Genomic DNA, 23,227 nt, shown 5'->3' with positions numbered 1-23,227 from the left:
TAACTGACAATGGCGATTAACTTAACCGGAACGACCTACGTTCAGAATTTTGACGGGCTGGCCAACTCTGGCACTACCAGCGCGATTTTGCCCGAGGGCTGGTTTTTCTCAGAGACCGGCACCAACGCCGACGACACCTACGGCATTGGCACCGGCAGCAGTAACGCAGGGAATACCTACAGCTTTGGGGCAGCGGAGAGTAGCGATCGCGCCCTGGGTGGGCTGCTCTCCGGCAGCCTGATACCCACCATTGGGGCCAGCTTTACCAACGCCGCCGGGTCTACCATCACCGGGTTCGACATCACTTACTTTGGCGAACAGTGGCGGCTGGGTACTACGGGCCGGGCCGAAGCCGATCGCCTCGATTTTCAGTACAGCCTCGACGCCACTTCCCTAGGGTCGGGCACCTGGACTGACTTTAACGCCCTAGACTTTATCGCTCCGGTTACCACGGGCACCGTGGGCCTGCGCGACGGCAACGCCACCGAAAACCGCACCGAAGTTTCCGGCACCCTAGATAATCTCACCCTCGCCCCCGGCGAAACCCTGTGGATTCGCTGGAGCGACTTCAACGCCGCTGGGGCCGACGACGGGCTGGCGGTGGACGACTTTGCCCTGGTGCCGTTGCTGGCCCAAACCGGAGTTGGCAACATGCAGATCACCGAATTCATGTACCAGGGGGCCAACGGTGAATTCATCGAGTTCACCAACGTGGGCACCGCCCCGGTAGATCTGACCGGCTGGAGCTTTGACGACGACTCGCGGCTGGCAGGCACCGTAGATCTCAGCGCCTTTGGCGCGGTGCAGCCCGGCGAATCGGTGATTTTGGCAGAAGCCAGCGAGGCCGAGTTCCGGGCTGCCTGGGGGTTGGATGCATCCTTTAAAGTGGTCGGTGGCCTCACTACCAACCTGGGCCGTGCCGACGAGATCAACCTGTTCGATGCCAGCGGCAACCTGGTCGATCGGCTCACCTACAGCGACCAGACTTTCCCCGGCACCCCCCGCACCCAGGGTATCAGCGCCTGGACGGAGGAGGGCAACTTGGAGGCCACCGAGATCAACCCTGGCTGGCTCTCCTCCACCGTCAACAACGTCCAGAACGCCCGCACCTCAGCGGGGGGCGACATCGCCAGCCCTGGCATTTTCAATACCCCCGACACCGTGGGCGCGGTGCTGATCGAAACCGGGGGCACCACCCAGGTGGCCGAGGGCGGCGCGAGCGACACCTACACCCTAGTGCTGCGCAGCCAGCCCACTGCCGACGTGGTGGTCACCCTCGACCCCGGCAACCAGCTCACCACAAGCCTGGCTACCGTCACCTTTACCCCCAACAACTGGAACATTCCCCAGACCGTCACCGTAACGGCGGTGGATGACGACATCGCCGAGGGCAACCACACCGGCACCATTGCCCACAGCGTCGCCAGCGCCGACGCCAGCTTTAACGGGCTGGGGATTCGGGCCGTCACCGCTAACATTACCGACAACGACGCACCCCCCGCCGCCACCGTGGGTATTGTAGCCACCGACCCCAACGCCGCCGAGGCGGGCACGGTGGTGAATACGGGCACCTTCACCCTCACCCGCACGGGCGACACCACGGCGGATTTGACCGTCACCTACACCGTAGGCGGCACCGCCACCAACGGCATTGACTACAACGGTCTGGGCGGCAGCATCACCATTCCCGCCGGGGAGACCACCGCCACCATCACCATTACCCCGGTCAACGACGCCAACCCTAGCGAGGGAGCCGAGACGGTGGTGCTCACCCTGGTGCCCACAGCCGACTATGGTTTGGGGGCCAGCAACAGCAGCGCCACCGTCACCATTGAGGACAACACTACCGGCACCCTGAAGCAGGTGGGCACCATCACCAGCGCCAACGGAGCGGAAATTTCGGCTTTTGACCCCGGCAGCAATCGGCTGTACGTGGTGGCGGGCGATCGCATCGAAATCTTCAGCCTCAGCAATAGCGGGGCGCTGTCTCTGGTGGGCGACCTGCCCTTGGGCTTTAGCGCCCCGGCGGGCACCACCGCCGTGCCCAACAGCGTCGCCATTAATAACGGCGTTGTGGCCGCCGCCTACGCCATTGTTGACAGCGCCACCAGTGCCCAGCGCCCCGGCCAGGTGAGCTTCTACAATGCCGCCACTGGCGCGTTTTTGAGTGCAGTGGAAGTGGGTTTCTTGCCCGACATGCTGGTGTTTAGCCCCGACGGCAGCCGGGTGCTCACCGCCAACGAGGGCGAACCCAACAGCTACGGCCAGGCCAACTCCTTCGACCCCGAAGGCTCGGTGAGCATCATCGACATCAGCAACGGGGTGGCCAACGCCACGGTGCAGACCGCTGGCTTTACCGCTTTCAACGACCAGGCCGACGCCCTGCGGACCGCCGGGGTGCGCATTTTTGGCCTCGGAGCCACGGTGGCGCAAGATCTTGAACCCGAGTACATCACCTTCTCTGGCGATGGCACCAAGGCCTACGTCACACTGCAAGAAAACAACGCCCTGGCCGTGGTGGATATCGCTACCGCCACGGTGACCGACATTCTGCCCCTGGGCTACAAAGACCACAGCCTGCTGGGGAATGGCATCGACGCCAGCGATCGCGACGGCGGCATTAACATTCAAAACTGGCCCGTGTTTGGCATGTACCAGCCCGACGCGATCGCCAGCTACACCGTCAACGGCCAGACCTACTTTGTCACCGCTAACGAAGGCGACGCCCGCGACTACACCGGCTTTAGCGAAGAGATTCGGGTTGGCGCTGGTGGCTACGGACTCGACCCCGCCGCCTTCCCCAACGCGGCAGAGCTGAAGCAGCAGGAGAATCTGGGGCGCCTCAACGTCACCCGTACCCTGGGTGACACCAGTGGCGACGGCAACTTTGACCAAATCTACGCTTTTGGCGCTCGCTCCTTCTCCATTCGCGATAGTGCTGGCAACCTGGTGTTTGACAGCGGCGACCAGCTAGAGCGCATCACCGCCGAGCAGGTGCCCAGCTTTTACAACTCCGACGGTGACTTTGCTGCCCCCAACGTCGACACCCGCAGCGACAACAAAGGGCCAGAACCCGAAGGCGTGGTGGTCGGCGTGGTCAACGGGCGCGCCTACGCCTTTATCGGCCTGGAGCGCACTGGAGATGTAATTGTCTACGACGTGACCAACCCGGTCAGCCCCACCTTTGTTGAGTACATCAACACCCTAGGGGATGTCGGCGTGGAGGGCTTAACCTTTGTCAGCGCTACCAACAGCCCCACGGGCGTACCGCTATTGATCACCACCAACGAGGTCAGCAGAACGGTATCGGTGTTTGAGTTCACCCCGCCGCCGCCGCCGACCCCCACCGTCGCCATCTACGACATTCAGGGCGAGTCGCACCTGTCGCCCTTCGACGGCCAGCGGGTGATCACCACGGGCATCGTGACGGCGATCGACACCACGGGCGGGCGAGGCTTCTACCTGCAAGACCCCACCGGCGACGGCAATATCGCCACCTCCGACGCTGTCTTTGTGTTTGTGGGCAACGCCCCCATTTCTGTGCAGGTGGGCGATGCGGTGCAGGTTGAGGGCGTGGTTTCGGAATTTACCCCCGGCGGGGTGGCCACGGGCAACCTCTCCACCACCCAGATTGGCGGCAACCCCACGGTGTCGGTGCAGTCGTCGGGCAACCCCCTGCCAGCGTCCACGATCATCGGCCAGGGCGGACGGGTGCCCCCCACCGAAAATATCGACGACGACGCCTTTGGCAGCTTTGACCCCGTCAACGACGGCATCGACTTCTTTGAGTCGCTAGAAGGCATGCTGGTGACGGCGCAGAACTTCCGCGTCATCGACGCCACCAATGGATTTGGCGAAATCTTTGGGGTAGTTGATAACGGCTTTGGGGCCACGGGGCTGAGTACTCGCGGCACCCTCAATATCAGCCCCGACGACTTTAACCCCGAGCGGGTGCAGATCCAGTTCGATAGCGGCGTGTTTAGTTTCAGCCTGCCGCTGGTGAATGTGGGCGACAGCCTGGGGAATGTCACCGGGGTAGTGGGTTACGACTTCGGCAACTACCAAATTGCCGTCACCAACGACTTCACCAGCCAGATTGTGCCCGGTGGCCTGCAACCAGAGGTCAGCGTTTTGACTCGGGGCGGTGAGCAACTGCTGGTGGCCACCTACAACGTGCTGAATTTGGACCCCAACGACAGCGACGGCGACACCGACATTGCCGACGGGCGCTTTGCCGCGATCGCCCAGCAGATCATCAACAACCTAAATTCGCCCGACATCATTGCCCTGCAAGAGGTGCAGGACAACAGCGGCTCTGCCAACAACGGCGTCACAGCGGCGGACGTGACGCTGCAAACGCTGGTGGATGCGATCGCGGCGGCCGGTGGCCCCACCTACGCCTTCCTCGACAATCCGTTTATTACCAACAACGCCAGCGGTGGCCAGCCCGGTGCCAACATCCGCACCGCCTACCTCTACGACCCCAGCCGAGTGTCCTTCGTGGAGGGTTCCTTAGCCACCATCAGTAGCCAGGCCCCCGGTGAAGCCTTTGCCGGGGCTCGTCTGCCTCTAGTGGCCAGCTTTGAGTTCAACGGCGAAACTGTCACCCTGGTCAACAACCACTTCTCGTCAAAGGGCGGCAGCGCCCCGATCTTGGGCACCGAGCAGCCCTTCGAGGCCCGCCAGGAAGACCCCACCGTCAACGGATCGCTGGACGAGCGCCAGGCTCAGTCACTGGCGGTGCAAACCTACGTCAACGGCGTGCTGGGGGCCGACCCCGCCGCCAACGTAGTGGTGCTGGGCGACTTCAACGAGTTTGAGTTTGTCTCCCCCGTGCGGGATCTGGCGGCCAACACCGGCCTCACCAACCTGACTGAGCTGCTGCCCGAAAACGAGCGCTACACGTTCATTTTCCAGGGCAACTCCCAGGCCATTGACCACATTCTGGTCAGCGGCGGCCTGGCCAGCGGGGCCGAGGTAGATGCCGTGCACCTCAATATCGAGTTCGCCGAGACTCCCCAGCGGGCCAGCGACCACGATCCGGTACTGGCGCGGCTCACCCTGGCCCCAGCCTTTAACGTGATCACCGGCACCGACCGGCGCGATGTGCTGGTGGGCACCGACGGACGCGATCGCATTCTCGCCAGCCCTGGCCCCGATGTAATCACCACGGGCGGCGGCCGCGACCAGATCGTCTACACCAACACCAACCAGACCGGCGACACCATCACCGACTTTGCGGTGGGGCTTGACCAGCTGGTGTTCACCGACCTGCTGGCCAGCGTCGGCTACAGCGGCACCAACCCCCTGGCCGACGGCACGATCCAGATTCGCAACCTGGGCAACAGCGGTCGTACCCAGCTCTCCCTAGAGCTGGAGCGCATGGGCGGTGGGCGCACTCAGTTTACCAACTTCATCACCTTTGACGAGGTGAATGCGGCGGCGCTCAACAACGCTGAGAACTTCGTGTTCTAGAACTTACCAACCGGGTTTCTGGGGTATATCAACCTCAGAAACCCGGTTTTTTGCTCCGCTCAGGTCTTTAGGGGGAAACGGGCTGTTTCCACACGCTGTTGGTCCACAGCGATCGGTACGCCCAGGCTAATTGACCCGTGCCCGAAAGCGAACAAAGCCGTACGACCCTGGAGGATTACCGGCGCTGGTAGCCTGGGGTAAATCGCCCAGTCTGGCCACAATTGCCCCGTTGGTGTTGCTGCCGCAGCCCGCCAACCGACTATCAATGGTGGTTAAGTCGATACCGGGAGCAATATACTGCCCGACATCGCCATCGCTGCTATTGGATAGGGATACCAGGATGGGGTACGGGCTGGCGCTGGACTGGGTGCCCAGCCCTAGCATAATGCCGCGATCGCCCCCCGAAGTAGTTAGGCCCGGTACCGGATTAGGGCCAGCGGCAGCGGCAGTAGCATTGTAGGCTGCCGGTAAAAAGGTGACATTTGTCGGTACCAGGTCGCAGAATAAGGCATTTTGGGCTGGGACAGTGCCGCTAGAGAGAACGTAAATTGTGAATTCTATCTGGTCGCCAGGCTGAATAAGATCGCGAATGCGACCTCTCAAGAAGCCACTGGGCCAGTTGGCATGATTGTCATCTTGATCCTGGGGAGTACCAACATAATTAGGATCGCCGGGGCTGTTAATACCATCGACCTGGTCAGTAATAGAGACACCGTTGATGGCCGTAATCCTCTTGACAAGTAGAAGATTGGGATTGGTAATCTGGGTGGTGACAATGACCGTAGAAAACACCGCTGTACTGGGAAAAAAGGCCCAGGTGTCAATCCCTTTGAAATCACCATAGTTACCGGAGAATTCGTGTTCACCAGTAGCGCTGCGGATTCCCTGCCTAGCGTTTCGCGGAGAGGTTGCGCCGGTTCCATTCAGGCTAACTGCTATGCCGTTGGCGGTCGTGTAGTTGCTGTCGTCGTAATAAAACGTGTAGCGGTCGATGGGCAATCCATTGAGGTCAAGAAAGTTGGGAAACGCTTGGGGCGGATTGGTCATTTCAATGATGAATCCGTTGCTGTTGTTCTCAGCATCCAGCATAGGGAAATGGTACTCGCCATTACGAATCACAATTCTGGCGCTGTAGGGAGCGTTGCCAGGGCGCGGCGGTACAATGTTGCCGCTGGCGTCTCGTCCATTCCAAAAGACCTGGTTGGCTCCAGCTATCAGAGTGCCTTCTAGCACTCGATCAGTCGCCAAATTAAAGACTCCGTCTGTGTTGGTGTCAAGGACAATCTGGTAGCTGCTGCCCCCGGCAACCGTAAAGTCAAAATATCCCCCGGCCCCCACCAGAGTACGATTATCGCTATTGTTGATACCTGTAAATCGAAAATCTGTAGGCGGTTGAGGCACTGCTGGAGCTGGGGGAATACCCAGAGCACCCAGGACTCTAACGTCGGGAGGATTAAAAAAGACTAGATGAGTATAGATATTTGTTGAAGAATTATTGGGTGCCAGAGGACTTTGAACAATGATGTTACCCAGGAAAGGGCTGAGGTTGTTGTCAGTAGCCCGAGCAGAATGATATAGCGTGCTGCCATTGGTGGCGTCTAAAAACCCCTTGGAGTTGCCAAAGAAGATAAAACCAAATGGGTCAACATTATTCATATCTGTTCTGTAAAGGTATCCATCCCAAGTTTGGATGTAAAAATCGCTGGCTAACCTGCGGCCATTGTTGCCCATGTTCATCGCTACGTAGTTAGTAAATACTCGTCCAGGTTGGGCAACACCTCCGGTATTTCTAACCGTAATATCCCAGGCGGCAACCCCAGATCGTTGGGTGTCGTCTGTGGGGAGGGTGGCTGTAGCGCTAGTAGGGGTAGGATCACCTGTGGTCAGTGGGGCATGAAATTCAACTTCGTAAATGCCCGTTTGAGTGGCGTTTACGACGCAGGGAGTATAGCCATTGAGGTTGGGCAAAGGTCCAGCGGTCTCTTTGGCAACAGTGTTGATCCAGCCATATCCTGTGTTTAAGACGTTGCAACTACCCTGCACACCAGAGGGATTGCGGTAAACGATGTCAACCGGATTTGTAGAACTGGTATGGACGCTCGATCCTAGGTTTAGGGTTTCACCCGCTTGCACGTACACTTTCAGCAGAGTTCGGCGGGGAATGCCCGCTGTTGTGCCGTTAGCCCACTCGGTGAAGGGGCGATCGCCCCCATCGGCCACCATCTCTCGGCTACCCTCAGATCTGGCGGGTTGGGTAAACCCTGCCATCAGAGCGGCTGTACACAGCAGGGCGGTCGGAATAACAGTCCTCAGCAGCTTCGTTGGGGCTGTCCTTACGCAAGTGTGACGACGAAACCAACCTGTCATATGGCTTCCTCCAGAGAGCGGGGCTGATATTGGGTAGGGGTAGGTTCACTGCTTGACACAGGCTCTAAAGGCGCTGCTTCAGGCACTGCTTGAATAGAAGGGTCGTCGTCAATGCTGAAGCCTTCTAGCAGCGAGTTGTCAAGTTTGAGGGTGAGGCCGAAGTAAGGACCGCCAGCGGAGCGGGAGCCGTTGAAGTCGCGATCGTAGACGCCGCCAAAACTATAGCCCGCCGATAGCCGCAGGTTGGGGTTGAGATAGTACCCCGCCTCTAGAGAAAAGCCGGTTTCGCTGTAGCCAGCGCCGGGCTGGCTGATCCAGCGGGCTTCGCCGACGAGATCCCACTGGTAGTTGAGGCGGTAGGTGGCTCGCAGCTGAGCCAGGGTGACGGTGCTGCTGCCGACTAAATCTGAGGCCAAGTAAGAGGTGCTGCTCCGCAGGGCGAGTTTACCGTAGAATTCCCACTGCCAGCTGGGAGCATAGATAGCCTCGGCGGCAAAGACATGATCGGCCGAGCCGCTGCCGCTGTTCTCCAGCAGGCTTTCGGGCAGCAGGCCGGGGTTGCGGCGGTACTCGTAGCGTAGCAGGGCATTAAACACATCGTTGTTGGGGTCGCGGTAGGCGAGGCCGAGGCGCAGGTTGGTCGTATCCCCCAGCCCTGAGAGCAGTTGGTTGGCGGCACTGGCCTGCTGAAAACGGCCCAGCACCGTGAGGGAAGGGGATAGGCGGCCCTGGGCATCGGCGGAAATGACGGTGTTAGACGCCGCGCCGGAGGTACGGTGCTCAAACCGGAGGTTGGTTTGGAAGTCGGGGCTGCCCGTGTAGGATAATCCAACGCTGTAGCTGTTGCCGCCTGTGGGGGCTAGGGCGGCGGCAGACTGCCCCACGGCGTAGGGCTGGGCAAACTGGGTGCCCGCCCCAGTAACCAGGTTATTGCTTTGAAATACATGCTCGTAGGCCAGGTCAAGCTGAAGGCCAGGGGCCAGGGTAACGCCCTGCTGAAGGCCCACAGACCCAGACATCTGACCCCGGTCAAACAGGGAGAGGTTGCCGGTCAGCCGAGTGCCTGAGCCAAACTCATAGTCGCCGGAAAGGTAGAGGGAGGTGAGGCTGTCGTTATCAAACTGACCGCCGTTGAGGACCTGGTGGGTGACGCCCAGACTGATGCCGGGCTGAATCTGCCAGTTGAGGCCGAGCAGGGTGCGGTTGGGGTAGATGGCATCGGCCTGGCCAGCCAGGGTAAACTCGTTGAGGGCCGTAAAGGTAACGTTTTCGGCGATGGGCAGGGTTGCCATTGAGCGAATTTGGTCGGTCACCGTGCTGAACTGGGGGTTGAGGCGATCGCTGCGATCGCGGTGAATCCAATCAAGTGAGGTAGTGGCGCTGCCAATGCGCTGCTGAATACCAGCGGTGATGGTCGTCAGCGAATTGTCGAGGGGCTGCCCCGGCGCTGCGGCAACGCCAGGAAACAGAAGGGGCTCTAGGGCGGTCAGGGTAGCTGGGGCGACGCCATAGTTGTCCTCGTGATCGTAGCCAAACCGCAGGGTGGTGGTTTCTGATAGGTCGGCCTGTAGTTCGGCACCGTAGCGGCGCTGGCCCGGCACAAAGCTGGTTGTGGCATTGTTGGCAAAGCCGGGAGATACCTGCTGCCAGTAAGCTCGAGCCGAGAACCGATCGCTAAAGGCATTGCTCACCTCTAGCCGATAAGCCTCTCCAGCCACGGGATTGGTGTTGACCAGGCTGCTGGTCGAGTGGGCATATTCGGCCAGCAGCAGCCCGCCGCTACCAAAGTTGATTTGGGCATCGGCACCGTAGAGCTGAAACTGCTGGTCGGCGTGGTTCTCTTGTAGGTAGGTGGCCCCCAGCCAGCTAGCCTGGGCCGGGTCGCGGCTGAGGTGGTAGCGCAGTCGGCCACTGTAGAGGCTGGTGCCACCACTGCCTTCGTGCTGGTAGGTGGCTACAATGCGCCGCACCAGAGTACGGCCCTGGCTATCGACAGCGGTGCGCAACACCGGCTGACGAAAGAGTACCGTGCCGCGATCGTAGTCAATTTCGTAATCGGGGCCACGGCTAAGCTGCTGGCGATCGAGCACCTGACCGGGTCGATTTAGCTCCTCTAGCTCAAAATAAATTGCCTCGCTGCCGGGCACCAGCAGGCGGCGCGACAGAAAGTAAAAACCGCTGGTGCCGTCGGGGGCAATGGTGTCGCGCTGAAAGCCCTGAATGTTGTTGCCATAGATGGCGGAGAGCTGCAGATTGCCCAGGTTATAGTTGCCGCTAAAGCCGTGGAGCGATCGGCTGATGCTGCTGTACAGCTGGGATGAGGTGGCAAATTCGTCGGTGCGGTAATCGCCCCACATCACATAGTCAGACCCGGCATTGGGTTCGGGGGAGGTGCGCTCTAGCCGCAGGTAGAGGCTGTCGGTGGAGGGGGCCAGCACCTCTGAGGTGGAGTCATCGCCGTAGACCGGGTAGGGGCGATCGCAGTCTTGATAATTGCGAAACAGCGGCACGGTGCCGTCGCAGCCTTCGTTGAGGGCGCGATCGCTGCGGTAAGCCCCGGTAAAACGCCAGTCGCCAAAGGAGGTAATGGCAAAGGCCCCACCCCGTACCGCCAACTGGGTGCCAGCCCCGCCATCGGCAGGCAAAAAATCACGGTAGCGGCTGTAGAAATCGGTGCCGCCGCTGCCTAAACGCACGTCCACTACCCCGGTCAGCAGGGTGGGGCGCAGCTCAGTTATAAACTCCACCTGGGTGTAGGCTTCAAGGTCGCCCCGGCTGGCCCGAATAGTGGTCTGCCCTGGGGTTAACCCCGTTTGCAGCGTCGTGCTAAAGCTGCCCCCCTGGGTCTGCACCTGAAACCCAGGTTGATCGGAGTTTTGATCGTCGTCAACAAACTGCCCCTGGCTGGCCTCCAGGGTAATCACCGTGTCCTGACTAGCGACATTGCCCTGGTGATCTAAAAGCTGGCCCTGCACGGTGACCGTTGAGCGGCCGTCGGCAGCCACCCGACTCTCTAGAGTCGTGACGCTCAGGCTGGCGATCGCTCCCCTCACCTGAATGGCCAGGTCTGCTTGGGTCAGCGCAGTTCCCTCCAGCTGGCCCTGGGCAGAGAGCTGGTTTTCGCCGGAGTTCAGCCCCACCCCGTACCAGGTCTGCGTAATCAAGCCCGTTTCTAGATTGGTTTCGGTGCGGCCAATTAGGTCGTCGCTCACCGGGCTGCCGTTTACCGTCAGGGTGACCTGACTGCCCACTGGAAATAACAGCGTTACCGTGGTCGACGGAATGTCGAGAACGGCCTCTGGGGTGGGAGTCAGAAAGCGAATCGTTGTCTGAGTGGTAGGGGCTGAGGTTTCGGGCAACGGGGTCGCAGCCTCGACAGAGACAGGTTGAATAGCGGGCGCTAGCGGCTCACTATCGGCAGGGGCTACCAAATCGGCAGGTACAAGCTGCGAGGCTTGAGCGATCGCAGGGAGTAGGGGTTCAGCCGCAGGAACAGCTGGTGCTTCGACAGGGATGTCTACCGTGGCTGCAGCGGGCTCAAACGGAGCCTGGGCCACCGCTAGCGGCGCTAGACTGCCCAGGAGCAGACCCGCGTTGCCTAGGGCAAGAACTGTTTTCCGGAACTGGCTAGTCATTTTGGCCACCTCCTAGCTGAGCTTGGGGCCTGACCCCAAAATTCATCCGCACCATGCCGCCGGGGGCCAGGTGCACCAGCCGAGACGCACTGTTGCGCTCCATAAAGACCCGGTTGGGGGTCAGCTCATAGCCAGGCACACTCAGCGGATCGAGGGTGCCTGAGCGATAGCCGGGCAGAACGTTAGCCAGGGAAAAAATGCCCCGCTCGTCGGTGGTAATGCGATTGCCGTCATCTAGAAAAATCACGGCATTGGGCAGCCCCGGCTCCCCGGTCTGCTGCTCGCCATCAAAGTTCAGGTCTTCAAAAACTCGGCCAATTAGGGTGCCGCAGTCTGACAGCAGCCCTGGGTCAATCCGCAGGCGGTGGCTGGCGGGTCCATCCCGCAGGAGCGCGCCTGTGTCGCTACGACGGGCGGTTACCAGTGCCGAATTTCGACCCGTACCGCGAACGGCATCGGGGGTAAGCTGGGCCGCATAGACTAAGCTCAGGGCCTCACCCACCGGCAGCGACACCGCCGTATCCACCTGAAATTCCACAGTGGAGTTTGACTGGCTCACCTGCACCGGGTAGGGCTGGTCTGCGATCGCCGCTCGGGCAGACCCCACCACCAGCCTGAAGCCCAGGGGCAGGGTATCGGTAAAGGCAACATTCTGCAGCGCGATATCGGTCTGATTGCGTACAACGATTCGATAGATCACGGTGTCCCCTGGCTGGGCGACCGCGCGATCGCCCGACTTAGCTAGCTGCATCTGCCGGGAGTTGCACAGCGTCGTTACCAGGGTGAGGGCAGACAGCTGAAGCCCTACCTGGGCGGCGTCGTTGACCTGTACCGTTTGCTGATCAATCTGGGTTGCCCCCGCAGCGGTAATCGGTTGACCATCTAGAGATGTGGCCCGGTACGTAACCACACCGCTGTTGTTGCCAACAATCTGCAGCTTGAGTCGTCGCTGCAGGTAGGAGGTGCCCGCTGGGGGCGTAACCACCAGTAGGTAGGTGCGCCCAACATCGACCTGTCCCCTGGCCGCGTCGAACAAAAAGTTGTAGGTTCCCTGGGTTGAAAGGCTGTACGGGTTGGCGTTGGTTGTGTTCGGGGCCAGCCCCCCCGGAACGCTGTTGTTGGGATTATTCGGCAGTTCAGTGGGGGTTAGCGAGACCAGCGCCCCCAGCTCGGTCTGGAGCGGGTCCCCGGGCAGCGGCTCGTAGAGCGCCACGGTGAAGCCAAGGTAGTTCGGCAGCGGGCTGCCGCCACAGCCCAAAAGCTGGCCAAAGGGGTCAACTAAACCCAGCCCTAAAGACACTGAGCTACTGCCCGTCCATGTCGCTGGGCCGTTGCCAGCGCCATAGGTGTAGGTGACCTGGTTACTTAAGCTCGGTTCTGGCGAGGGTTGCGCCACCAGCGGTGCTGCTAGCGTGAGGGGCAGACCCAACGCTAGGCCAAACCCCAAGAGATAGCCCAACCGTTTTCGAGGTCGAAAGCCTCCTCCGTCTGATAAGGTCAGTCGGAGAATCGTGAGACTCCATTGCCATAGCTGGTGGAAGAAATGCTTACCCATCGGAGTTTTGCGAAAACGATTCAGGAACGTGGGGGGTGATGGTCAGGTCGCAGAAGCAGGAAAAATTGGCACAAAAAACCTGTCCCCAAGTGACTGGGATTGCTCAGGGCATCGTCAGCAGGGGTGAAATACTAAAGCGATTGCCAGGGGTAGCGGGGGCAGTCTGCGATCGCCCCCAGGGCTACGTCACGGCTACTTCACGATGACGTCGTAGGCCACCTGCACCACCACCTCAGGCTCCAGGGTCTGGGCAAAGTCCCAGCGAATGTCGGTGTAGGCTTCGGCGGGGGCTGGTTCCAGCGCTACCGTGCCGTCCTCCTGCACCACCTCGACCAGGGGCTCGGCCACAAAGGACTTGCCACCATCAATGCTGTAGGTAATGGCTGCGCCATCGTTGCCGGTGGCCGTGGCCACTACGTAGGTCATCTGGGGCGGAATCGACTGGGTGATTACAAGATTCCTAGCAGGCATTTCTCCGGCATTTTCTGATGCAACGGTGTAGCGCAAAATGTCTTGGGGCTGTACTGTCGCTTCTCCCTCCAGCCTTTGCCAGAGCAGCTGCGGTTTACCCTGGGCATCGACTGTTTGCACCTGCTTTTCTGCCTGCAGCACCAGCTTCACCTCTGGACGCCGCACCTGCTGAGCAATCTCGCTGCCGATAGTTTGAAGCCGAGCCATTACAGGACTGCCCTTGGCCAGCGGAACGATGATCAGGGTTGCCAGGGCAGCTAAACCTAAACCAAACGAGCGTTTCATAGTCATTAACCTTGTCCAAAAATACTGTGTAAGTTCCAGGTGGCGGGCATGAGTAGGGGACGAAGGGTTTGGCGGCATACCGCATTCCGTCCCCCGTGTTCCTGGAGGGTTAGTTGACAACTCGGCGGAAGGTCAGCGTGCCGCTAACCTGAGGAGCCAGGGATGGAATTGTGTTGACGTACCTGGTCACCGCTGCCCCCGAAGCCGGGTCGGGGCTGCCCAGCAGTACCGCCCCGTTATAGAACTGCAGGATGCCGCCAGTGGCCACCGTGTTCTGGCGGTGGGTTGTAATGTCTGCCCAGGTATTCGGTGCGGCGGCTCCATTCTCATTGATCACCAGACTATTGCCGGTGAGCAGCACGTTGCCGCCCCCGCTGGCTGGCTGAATCTCAGAGATATTTTGGTACGTAATCTGGTACTCCACAAACTGCCCCGGCTGCGGGCGTCCGGTGAGGCTGTTGGTATAGCTGAGGCCGGGGCCAGCCGGCTCAAGCTGGGTGGTACCATCGCGGTCAAGAATGCGGGCCGCCTTCACCAAATTGATGAAGCCGGGATAGATTCGGTTGTTGGTGAAGTTGTAGACCGTGTCTGTGGTGGCAACAAAGCTGTTGCTGCTGTCGTTGTCCACAAAGGCCACGATGGGAATGGTATAGCCCTGAATTTGAGGTGTGCCTGCGGGCAGGTCTACTGTCACCTGGTAGGACTGCTGCTGGTTCGGCGTTAGGGTACCAATTGCTACAGGCGGGTTAGCGGCCTCCGGGGCAAAGCCCCCAGCGGCGGTATAGGTATAGACAGCCGTTTGGGTACCAAACCTAATCGTCACCGTTGTGCCATCGGGAATGCCGGCGTTGGTGCCGTGAACACCGCCGGTTAGCGCGTTGGCCGCATTGGGTGCGAAGGGCAGGAGCTTGACGTTGTCGAGATTGGTAGCAACGGTATTCCTGACGGTGTTGGTAATTGTCACTGCCGCCGGATTGCTGACGCTACTCTGCACCCCTACCGTATCTACCGTGGTGGCGGCGTTAGTAAAGTCGTCCTGGGCGTTGGTGGGGCCAATGGCATTGGGAACGTTGTTAGGCCCATTGAGCAGGGCGCTGTTGGCGGTTGGCAATGGCAAAATGCCAATGACGTTCGATTCCCCATCGGAGCCAGTACCGGTGTTGTTGTTGTTGGTATCCGGGTCGTTGGGGTTGGCGGTACCCGTCTTGGGATTGGCGATGAAATCGCTGATGTTGGGATTGGGCGGGAAGACACCATCGTCATAGTTGTTGGCATCCTGATCCCCCGACTCGTCGTAGACCAGGTTGTTGGCCGGATCGCCAAAGGTTTGACCAAAGATTTGACCGATGTTGGTGATGGTGCCCCCACTGGTGGGTAGGCCGCTGGTCACCACGGTGAATCTAAAGTCGTTGACGGTGGTACCCGGCGGCAGGGCTCCGTTGGTGCCAGCGTCGTAGATAAAGCCGATGCGCTTGACCGTATTTGCCGCTGGCGCAACTGTAGTCCAGTTGACGCCATTGATCGGGTTCTCGGTGTCGCTGTAGGCATCGTCGGTGGAGTAGACCGGAATCCAGTTGCCGTTGGGCACGGTGGGCGCAATGCCATTCCATACCGTGTTGGGGGGTACGGTGGTCGAGATTAAGATGCGCTCCACGGGCGAGCCATTGAGGTTGATAGGGGTGCCTTCTAAACTGCCTGCCGGAAAGCCTGGCTGAGGATTATTGGCAACTCGGAAGTCGAGATCGTAGGTGATGGTATCGTCGCGAGCATCGTTGGCCAGGGCACCGGGTGCCGTTGTTGAGGTCATCAACAGGGTAATCTGGGCCAGCGGCTTGGGTTGGGTAGCCAAAAACTCCTCGTGGGATGCGGCCGCTTCCCGTTCGCCGTTAGCGGGAATCAGGGTGCCGTTGGCGTCTATGGTGTAGACATCGTTGGCGTTGGAGGCCCCGTCTGAATCGTTGCGAATGTTTTGCTGATTTTGGGTGTTGGGAGGGTTGTCAGCCGTGTTACCAAACTGCACCTTCACTGCATCGCCCGCATTGGTAGCGGTGACAGTCATAGTCACCCGCACTTTGAAGTTTTGGTCGGCTCCAATAATGCCTGTATTGGGGAAAGTAGCCAGGTTGTTGGTGCTACTACCTCCTGTGGGAACGGCGATCGCGGTGCCCAGGTTTGTGCCATTGACGGCAATAATCTCCACGGCAGTGATGGTTCCCCCCGTGGCTAGAGGGCCAAGGGCCGTTGCCCCCGAAATGTAGACGAAGGCGTCGGCGTTGCCGGTGTTGGTGACTAAAAAGTCAAAGTAGAGATTGTCGCTGGTGGCGATGCTGCCGCCGTTGGCGTCTGTAAAACCCGCGTCGGTGACGGTCAGGCCCCGTACCTCCTCTACCTTGATGATGACGGTATTGGAAATGGCGTCAAAATCCGTTGTGCCATCGCTGTAGGTTGCCGTGGCTCGGTTGATGATGTCGGTGCCGGCAGCGGTGCCTTCGGCTAAAACGGGCGCGAGAAAGTGGAGAGCGCCGCTGGTAGCGATCGCCGTGATAATCAGAGGCTTGAGCTGATTAGAAAACCGACGAGAATGAGGCGATGGTTCTGTATTTTTCATGAATAAAAAACGGCGCTAAAAATTCCCCTGGATCACGCCAGGAAGTTTGGCTCAGTTGACCCTACGAGTCGTTCAAGGACAAGCAAAAGCTATGAAATGCAGCACTAAAGTAGACTTTACAAAGCCTAAGAACCACTCGCCCTCTGAGTATTCCCTAGCGTGCAAAAAGAGAAACTGTCTTTAAAGTATGTACTGAGCTTTGAACGTAAGATCTTTTAGTCTTAGGTACTTTTGATTGGCAGGTGGTGGTTGAGAAGCGTGCCGGTGAGGGGATGTCAGAGTTTAGTGGTACGGGTTCACTGGCGTTAAAGCTGTATTTTCTTGAAACTTTAAACTAAAGAATCGTACGCCTTATATTGATTGCTGCTGTTATCGCTTTGAAAAATATTCTGGACGACATAAAATTTAATATCACAAACTTTTTTTAAGGTGATATAACGCTGGCTAGCCAGTCTACGGCATGGTCAGATATCTCAGCCTAGGTTAATACAGAATCCGCCTTGGCTAGCCCCAGTTGGGTTGGGCAAACACCGTTAGTTTTCTCCGTGAATCTACTAATAGTGCTTTTTTGTTTTGTGAAAATCCAGGTAAAAACAACGATGCGAAATGTCTGCCTATGGTTGTCAATATTTTGTGGCAAGAGTTGCAGAATCTTGCCAGTCGATCGCCCGCAATCAGAGGATTAAAGTCTTTGCCGATGGCCAGATCAATGTCTACGAACAGCTTACTTCGCAGACCATACCAGCGTGGCGGTATTGTCGATCGCCTGGGGGTTGCCCTCGCTATCCACCGCGTTGAAGTGGGCCAGTCGAGTTTGCACATCGGGGGGCAGGTGCGAAAAGTCGATCTGGGTATCTCCCGCTGCAATACTGGGCCAAAAATGCTTGAGCTTGGGGGCGAGCGCCGTCGCTTCTGCTTCCCCTAGGCCCACAGGCGGGCTGGCGAGAAACTTAGCCATAAAGCCCTCAGCGCGATCGCTCATCCATTTATGCGACATGGTTTGCAAGTCGTCCCAGGGGGCGACGGCGGTGAGACGGCGCGATCGCACCTCTGCCCGCAGTTCCCCATCACCGTGTTCGATTTCCACAATTCGGTAGGGGTGGGGGTAGCTGACCAGCGAACCGGTCAGCACTTCGCACAGGTCGCCGCGCCGCGCCACATCCTGCACGTGCAGGTGGCCCGTAAACATCAGCCGCACCCCCGCCGCTTCCAGCCGAGAGATAATCTCGTCGGCATTGCTCACCATGTAGCGCTGGCCCAAGGGGCTATTTGACTGCCCCGGCAGGTGCTCCAGCACGTTGTGGTGCAGCATCACCAGGATCAGGTCATCAGAAAATTCTGCCAGCGTTGCCTCTAGCCAGTCGAGCTGAGCCTGATCCACATAGCCCACCCGCACCTGCTCGCCATTGGGCTCAAAGGCATTGGAGTTAAGCGCCACCAGCCGCACGCCGGGCAGAATTTCTCGCTGGTAGTGCAGCGTTTTGCCGTCGCTGTAGCCAAAGTCTTGGTACAGCCGGGGAAAGTCGGCCAGGCCAATGGCGCGATCGCTCGCATCTCGGGCAATCACATCATGATTCCCCGGCACCACGTAGGCCGGAAACGGCAGCCGCTTGAGGCGATCGATCAGCCACTGGTGGTTGACCCATTCCCCGTGCTGGGTGAGGTCGCCGGGCAGCAGCAAAAAGTCGAGATCCAGCGATTCTAAATGGTCAAAGATTTGCTCAATGCCCGGAATGCTGACTTCTACCAGGTGAAAGCGATTGGGGCCGTTGTAGATAGTCTCAGGTCGAGCGATGTGAGGGTCGCTGATGATAGCGAAGCGAAAACGCTGTCCCATGGAAGTAAAACGTTGATTTTTATGCATGTCCCTAACAGCCTAGCCCCTAGCTGCCCGATTCGGTAGGGAGAGGGTGTTGGGTATCGGGTGTCGGGTGTCGGGTATCGGGTGTCGGGTATTGGGTTCACGATTCCGTCGAGCACCTAACACCTGAAACCTAGCACCCCAAATGGCATGATAGAAAGCCGTGGTCTATTGAGGTTAACCTGTGGCAGTTGTGCGGGTGCGTCAGCACGTCAATCCCCTGAGCGATCGATACCAGGCCCCCGTCGAGAACCCCGCCTGGGAGACCGTCTTTGCCAATCCCCGGCAGCCGTTGCACATCGATATTGGCTGTGGCAAAGGAGTGTTTGCGCTGCAAATGGCCCAGCTTCAGCCCGAGTGGAATTTCTTAGGCCTCGAAATTCGCAAGCCCGTAGTCGAATCGGCCCAAAAGCGCCAGCAGGAGGCCGGGCTGAGCAATCTCCATTTCATGTACTGCAACGTCAACATTTCCCTGCGGGCTCTGCTAGAGAGCTGGGGCGACCAGAACCCGCTCCAGCAGGTGTCAATTCAGTTTCCCGACCCCTGGTTTAAGAAGCGCCACCAAAAGCGGCGGGTGCTGCAACCCGAGCTAGTGGCCACCCTGGCCGAGTTTTTACCCCCCGGTGGGCGCGTGGTGGTGCAGTCTGACGTGGAGGAGGTGGCGGTGGATATGTGCGATCGCATCGCTGAAAACCCCCACTTTTTGCGCTCTAGCTCCGACTGGCTGCCCACCAGCCCCTTCCCCGCCCAAACCGATCGTGAGCGCGTCACTCTGGAGCAGGGCCTACCCGTGCACCGCGCCATCTTTACCCGGTCTTGAAGCCTCACCCCTAGCTAGGGTGTAAAATGGCCCAATACCCGTAGTCAACCTCTGGGGCTGTAGCTCAGCAGGATAGAGCGGCCGCCTCCTAAGCGGCAGGTCGTGGGTTCGAATCCCGCCAGCCCCGTTGCCTGTAGCAGTGCTGTAGCTTAGCACTGGCCTATTCTTTTAGTCGAGGGCGCAGCTGGGCGCTGATGCGCAGCACCTCGGCTACAGACCAGGCCTGGGCAAAGGCACCGCGTGGCTCCATCGGCACATCGCCGTCAAAGATTTCACTGAAGGTGCCGAGGCAGCCGCCGTGCAGGTGGTGAATCAGCGGGTCTAAAAAACTGTGGGCCAGATCGGCGTCTTGGTAGACCCGCCAGTGGGCCTGCACAAAGGGACCAATCAGCCAGCTCCACACGGTGCCCTGGTGGTACGCGCCGTCGCGCTGAATCAGGTCGCCGCCGTAGATGCCTTCGTAGCTGGGGTGGTCGGGGTCGAGCGATCGCAGTCCGTGGGAGGTCAGCAGCCGCTGGGCCACTACATCGACCACCGCTCGCTGCTGGTCGGGGCTCAGACAGGGTTCTCCCAGGGCTTGATTGGGTAGGGAGACAGCAAAAATCTGGTTGGGGCGCAGGGCCGGGTCTGCGCCATTGGGGCCGTCGAGCACGTCGTAGCAGTAGCCCAGCTCAGAGTTCCAAAAGCGCTGAAAGCCCTGGTGAATTTGGGCCGCCATCGTCTGGTAGCCCTCCGCAGGCTGGCCCAGCAGGCGAGCAAACTCGGCCATTACCAGTAGGGCGTTGTACCACAGGGCGTTGACTTCGACCGGCTTGCCGATGCGGGGAGTAACGACCCAGTCACCTGCTTTGGCGTCCATCCAAGTGAGCTGTACGCCGGGCTCTCCTGCCGAGAGCAGACCATCGGCAGGGTCGACCTGAATGCTGTGGCGGGTGCCTTTGCCGTGCCAGTCAATCACCTCCCGCAGCTGGGGAAAGAGGTTTTCGATTAGGCTAGTATCGGCGGTGGCCTGGTGGTAGGCGCGCAGGGCCTCAAAGTACCAGAGAGTGGCATCTACAGTGTTGTAGTGGGGGTCTTGGCCATCCTCAGGAAAGGCGTTGGGCAGCATGCCCTGGTCGAGGAATTGGGCAAAGGTTTGCAAAATTAACCGGGCCAGGGTTGGGCGTCCGGTGGTGAGAGTGAGCCCCGGCAGGGCGATCATGGTGTCGCGGCCCCAGTCGCCAAACCAGGGGTAGCCTGCGATCACGGTCTTGCCGGTGGTCAAAGGCATTGGCTCATGGCTATCTGTGCCCTCTGCGGCTTCGCCCAGGGGGTGAGCAGGGGTGGCAACGGTTTCTGGACTGGGGGGGGTTAAGGAATCGCCGAAGTCGGCTGGGTCGGTGTCTACGCCCAGGCCTGCGATCGCCCGGTTAACCACAAACTGGTCGGCGGCCAGCACCAGCTGGTTAACCCAGGCTGGGGGCTGGTCGTCGGGCTGAGCTGCTTTGCCCTGGCTGATTAGGTGCTGCTCGTAGGCTAGGCGGCGCAGCAGGGCGCTTTGCCCAGAGCGATCGGCCTCGGCCTCGGTGGTGGCCACCAGGGTAAACGACTGGCCCTGACCGAGGGTGGGGCTAAAGGTGGCGGCGTGCAGGTGGTCGTCGTAGGGGTCGATGCCCCGGTAAGCTTCGACCGCTAGGGCATAGCCGTTGTACCAGGTGTGGGCGGGAATGGCAGGGGCGGTTTCGCTGAGCAGGTAGAAGGGCTGGGCGTTGTCTTTGGCTTGAATTCGCAAGCCCTGGGGGCAGTCTTCGATCGCCATTTGCCAGCCCTCGCCCTGGGTGCTGTGGTGGTGGAGGCGATGGTTGACCAGTACCTTGAGGTCGAGCTGAATTGGGGCGCTGGCGCGGCTGAGGGTGTAGCGAATGTAGGTTGTGTTGGCCCCTGGCTCCATCCAAATGCGCTTTTCGAGGCGGGCATCGGCGATCGCATATACCCAGATTGGAATCGTGCCCTCTAGCCGAAACGATTCTAGGTGCAGATAGCCGTGGGGAGTGATGGCACCATCGGCCCAGCGATCGCAGTAGAGGGCGTAGCTTTGGCCTAAATAACTGGCGGTCTCGTTCACCTTGGTGACCAGCAGCGTGCGCTCAACCGGCGGTTTGAGTGCCGCCACCAGCAGGCCGTGGTAGTGGCGAGTGAGCACCCCGGCCACGGTGCCGCAGCCGTAGCTACCCAGCCCATTTGTAACCAGCCATTCTTGCTGAGTGGCGATCGCCGCGTTGCCGCACAGATGACGACCAAAGGAAATAGTCATACGCTAAAACCTATATGTTTTCTCGGCCATGTGTTTGCTCAGCGACGATTTCACTCGCCCGATACTATAGCCAAAAGCTAGCGGAGCGAATCGCTAATCAATGGCGCTCGCACCCCTTTGCCCAAAGCTTTACAGAGATTTTGTGAAACCGCGTCTATAGAAAGCCAGAAACAAAGCTAGAAAGCTGCCGATCTGCTAACTAAAACTGCCCCTGCCATGACATCGCCTGCTCCGCCCGGTTGTCGCCTAGCGATCGCACGGCGGTGACTTCAAGCTGGGCGTAGGTGCCACGGGTAAGAGGGCCGCGATCGATGGGCAGCTGCCCTAGGGACAGCTCAAAACGGTTGCCCGTCAGGCTGACCAGTTCTGCTGGCACTACATCGTCGTACACGGTGATGTAGCGGGGGCGGCGGTTATCTCTAGGGTCATCGCGGGTGGTTCTGAGCGTGAGGCGAAACTGAGTGGTGAGATACTCTGACTCGCTGGCTAAATCGAGCACGGCGGCGGTGAGACTAGCCCCGCTGCCCTGCACAGTCCCCAGGGCCAGGCGGGTGACATCGCTGGCCCGCACCGCATTGGTCACGGTAATTACCATTTGGTCGCCCTCGCGGCGGGTGGTGTAGTCGGCCCACAGGGTATCTGGAAACGTAGCCGCCAGCGATCCATCGGGCTGAATTTCGGTACGAACGTCGCCACCCGCGAAGGCCCCCAGCGGTCTGGGAGCCTGCCAGTCGAGACTGACGGTGCCCTCCACGCGCCCGGTGTACTCCTTATAGGTATCGTTGACGCGAGAGCCGGGGGCTAGCAGGGCGTTAGCGCCGCTGCGCTCGGCCCACAGGTTGCGCGAGAGTTGTACTGGCTGGCCCGCCAGGGTTGTTAGCCCTACGGATGCAGCTGGAGTCTCAGGCTGCAATGGCTCTAGCTGATTGACAATCCACAGCTGACCGTCGGCACCGGGTGCGCCATCGCGGCCAAAGGCACCGTTGCTGCCGCTGCGGCCATCGCGGCAGGTGTAGCGAGTATTTCGGCAGCTGTAGTCGGCCTGGCCAGGGGTGCCCGTGCAGGTCTGAATTTCCCAATCGCGCCTGTCGCAGCGGCAGCCCAGGGTACCGCTGCCRCCMNCGNCCGCCRYKSSSRRMKYGCMSGYYGYRSGCSWCNTWSCKAGNGCTGWCSNASSGCRGCNNNGNCGATMGCCGWMKTMSMCCGYYRNNNTGCCGYCYKCSCCRYCGCTGCCRSYSWGSSYAMMGCTRSCGSSRTYGCCRYCRKYGRKSGCKKKYWGGYTGNNGSCCMMGYYGNTNNGCYGWCSMSCSCRGCKSGSCCGMTNGCSGYCWTCGCYNGCCRTNGCYGYCKTMGSYRYSGSTKYCKNTGAGSSYNAAGCYAGCRKSGWNGNCAKCSGYKNTMGCSSYNNGGCWGNGSCMSRGYMGTSSCRWSGCNCCMGGCWMRSSSGCNGCNNNGGCMAWMGCWRSSRNCGCNTKYCRTANGTGSKKGTWTCKNTGWGNNCAAGSCNASCWTMGRGYAGYCRYNNAGSCCCGKCWGSNNGGCRSGRTMGWYGYNNGSCMMARKYWAMGGKRMGCWRSSNNGCAWWNARCAAGKNCGYRWWTNNCATAGYKKTTKKAWCNNTSTGCAMKRMTASMKTWGRGYMKKCAMWRSMMCGWMTKGMTKKMKNGANCRATGNGCSWWRNNNATTKACGGYAWSCTRMMTYRNAKYCRMYRMRTYGKMARTGSSAKANCTWTWYRWNASTSNTGCRMKRRYNGWGYNTSAGCMNTGCARKRCAACGMATTSMYKWAWSAYRMTGSCGNNTTRWCGAWKSASNGGCATSCNNAATCAAKYSKCWSSRTNTKGCASYNGCGWKRCYA

Annotated in this window: 10 protein-coding genes and 1 tRNA gene; 3 read left to right on the top strand and 8 right to left on the bottom strand. The window is 59.8% G+C overall.

Features of this window, described 5'->3' with window-relative positions; translation table 11 throughout:
- The first annotated feature begins 9 nt into the window (after positions 1-9).
- On the top strand, positions 10-5,475 hold the full coding sequence (locus IQ265_RS10320; protein ID WP_194053051.1) for a choice-of-anchor I family protein: 5,466 nt from the start codon (positions 10-12) through the stop codon (positions 5,473-5,475).
- Between the two features lie 126 nt (positions 5,476-5,601).
- Here the strand turns inward: IQ265_RS10320 and IQ265_RS10315 are convergent, their stop codons facing one another.
- The 6 genes from IQ265_RS10315 to IQ265_RS10290 all read right to left on the bottom strand — a co-directional run bounded on the left by IQ265_RS10315 (position 5,602) and on the right by IQ265_RS10290 (position 18,233).
- A complete protein-coding gene (locus tag IQ265_RS10315) occupies positions 5,602-7,842 on the bottom strand; it encodes a hypothetical protein (protein ID WP_194053049.1) in 2,241 nt (746 codons plus the stop codon).
- Positions 7,839-11,477 carry a TonB-dependent receptor gene (locus IQ265_RS10310; protein WP_194053047.1) on the bottom strand — a complete coding sequence of 1,213 codons (3,639 nt, stop codon included), beginning with the start codon at positions 11,475-11,477 and terminating at the stop codon, positions 7,839-7,841. The genes IQ265_RS10315 and IQ265_RS10310 overlap by 4 nt, the downstream gene beginning before the upstream one ends.
- Complete coding sequence (locus IQ265_RS10305) at positions 11,470-12,936, bottom strand: DUF11 domain-containing protein (protein WP_228037763.1); 1,467 nt, start codon at positions 12,934-12,936, stop codon at positions 11,470-11,472. The genes IQ265_RS10310 and IQ265_RS10305 overlap by 8 nt, the downstream gene beginning before the upstream one ends.
- Positions 12,937-13,224: 288 nt before the next feature.
- On the bottom strand, positions 13,225-13,788 hold the full coding sequence (locus IQ265_RS10300) for a DUF11 domain-containing protein (protein ID WP_194053043.1): 564 nt from the start codon (positions 13,786-13,788) through the stop codon (positions 13,225-13,227).
- Positions 13,789-13,897: 109 nt separating this feature from the next.
- A complete protein-coding gene (locus tag IQ265_RS10295) occupies positions 13,898-16,396 on the bottom strand; it encodes a hypothetical protein (protein ID WP_194053041.1) in 2,499 nt (832 codons plus the stop codon).
- Positions 16,397-17,120: 724 nt separating this feature from the next.
- Positions 17,121-18,233: a metallophosphoesterase gene (locus IQ265_RS10290; protein ID WP_194053039.1), complete on the bottom strand. Its 1,113-nt coding sequence runs from the start codon at positions 18,231-18,233 to the stop codon at positions 17,121-17,123.
- Positions 18,234-18,441: 208 nt separating this feature from the next.
- On the opposite strand from IQ265_RS10290, the gene trmB reads away from it, so the two are divergent.
- Positions 18,442-19,077 carry a tRNA (guanosine(46)-N7)-methyltransferase TrmB gene (gene trmB, locus IQ265_RS10285; RefSeq protein ID WP_194053037.1) on the top strand — a complete coding sequence of 212 codons (636 nt, stop codon included), beginning with the start codon at positions 18,442-18,444 and terminating at the stop codon, positions 19,075-19,077.
- Positions 19,078-19,130: 53 nt separating this feature from the next.
- Positions 19,131-19,204 (top strand) — tRNA-Arg (locus IQ265_RS10280).
- 33 nt (positions 19,205-19,237) lie between these two features.
- Here IQ265_RS10280 and IQ265_RS10275 read toward each other — a convergent pair.
- A complete protein-coding gene (locus IQ265_RS10275; RefSeq protein WP_194053035.1) occupies positions 19,238-21,370 on the bottom strand; it encodes an amylo-alpha-1,6-glucosidase in 2,133 nt (710 codons plus the stop codon).
- 199 nt (positions 21,371-21,569) lie between these two features.
- The gene (locus IQ265_RS10270) at positions 21,570-22,283 is read right to left on the bottom strand and encodes a hypothetical protein (RefSeq protein ID WP_194053032.1); all 714 of its coding nucleotides are present in this window, start codon (positions 22,281-22,283) and stop codon (positions 21,570-21,572) included.
- Positions 22,284-23,227 lie beyond the last annotated feature (944 nt).

The sequence above is a fragment of the Nodosilinea sp. LEGE 06152 genome (assembly GCF_015207525.1).
Classification (GTDB): domain Bacteria; phylum Cyanobacteriota; class Cyanobacteriia; order Phormidesmidales; family Phormidesmidaceae; genus Nodosilinea.
Note: the sequence above shows the minus strand (reverse complement) of the source record. Positions and strands in the feature narration are given on the sequence as shown.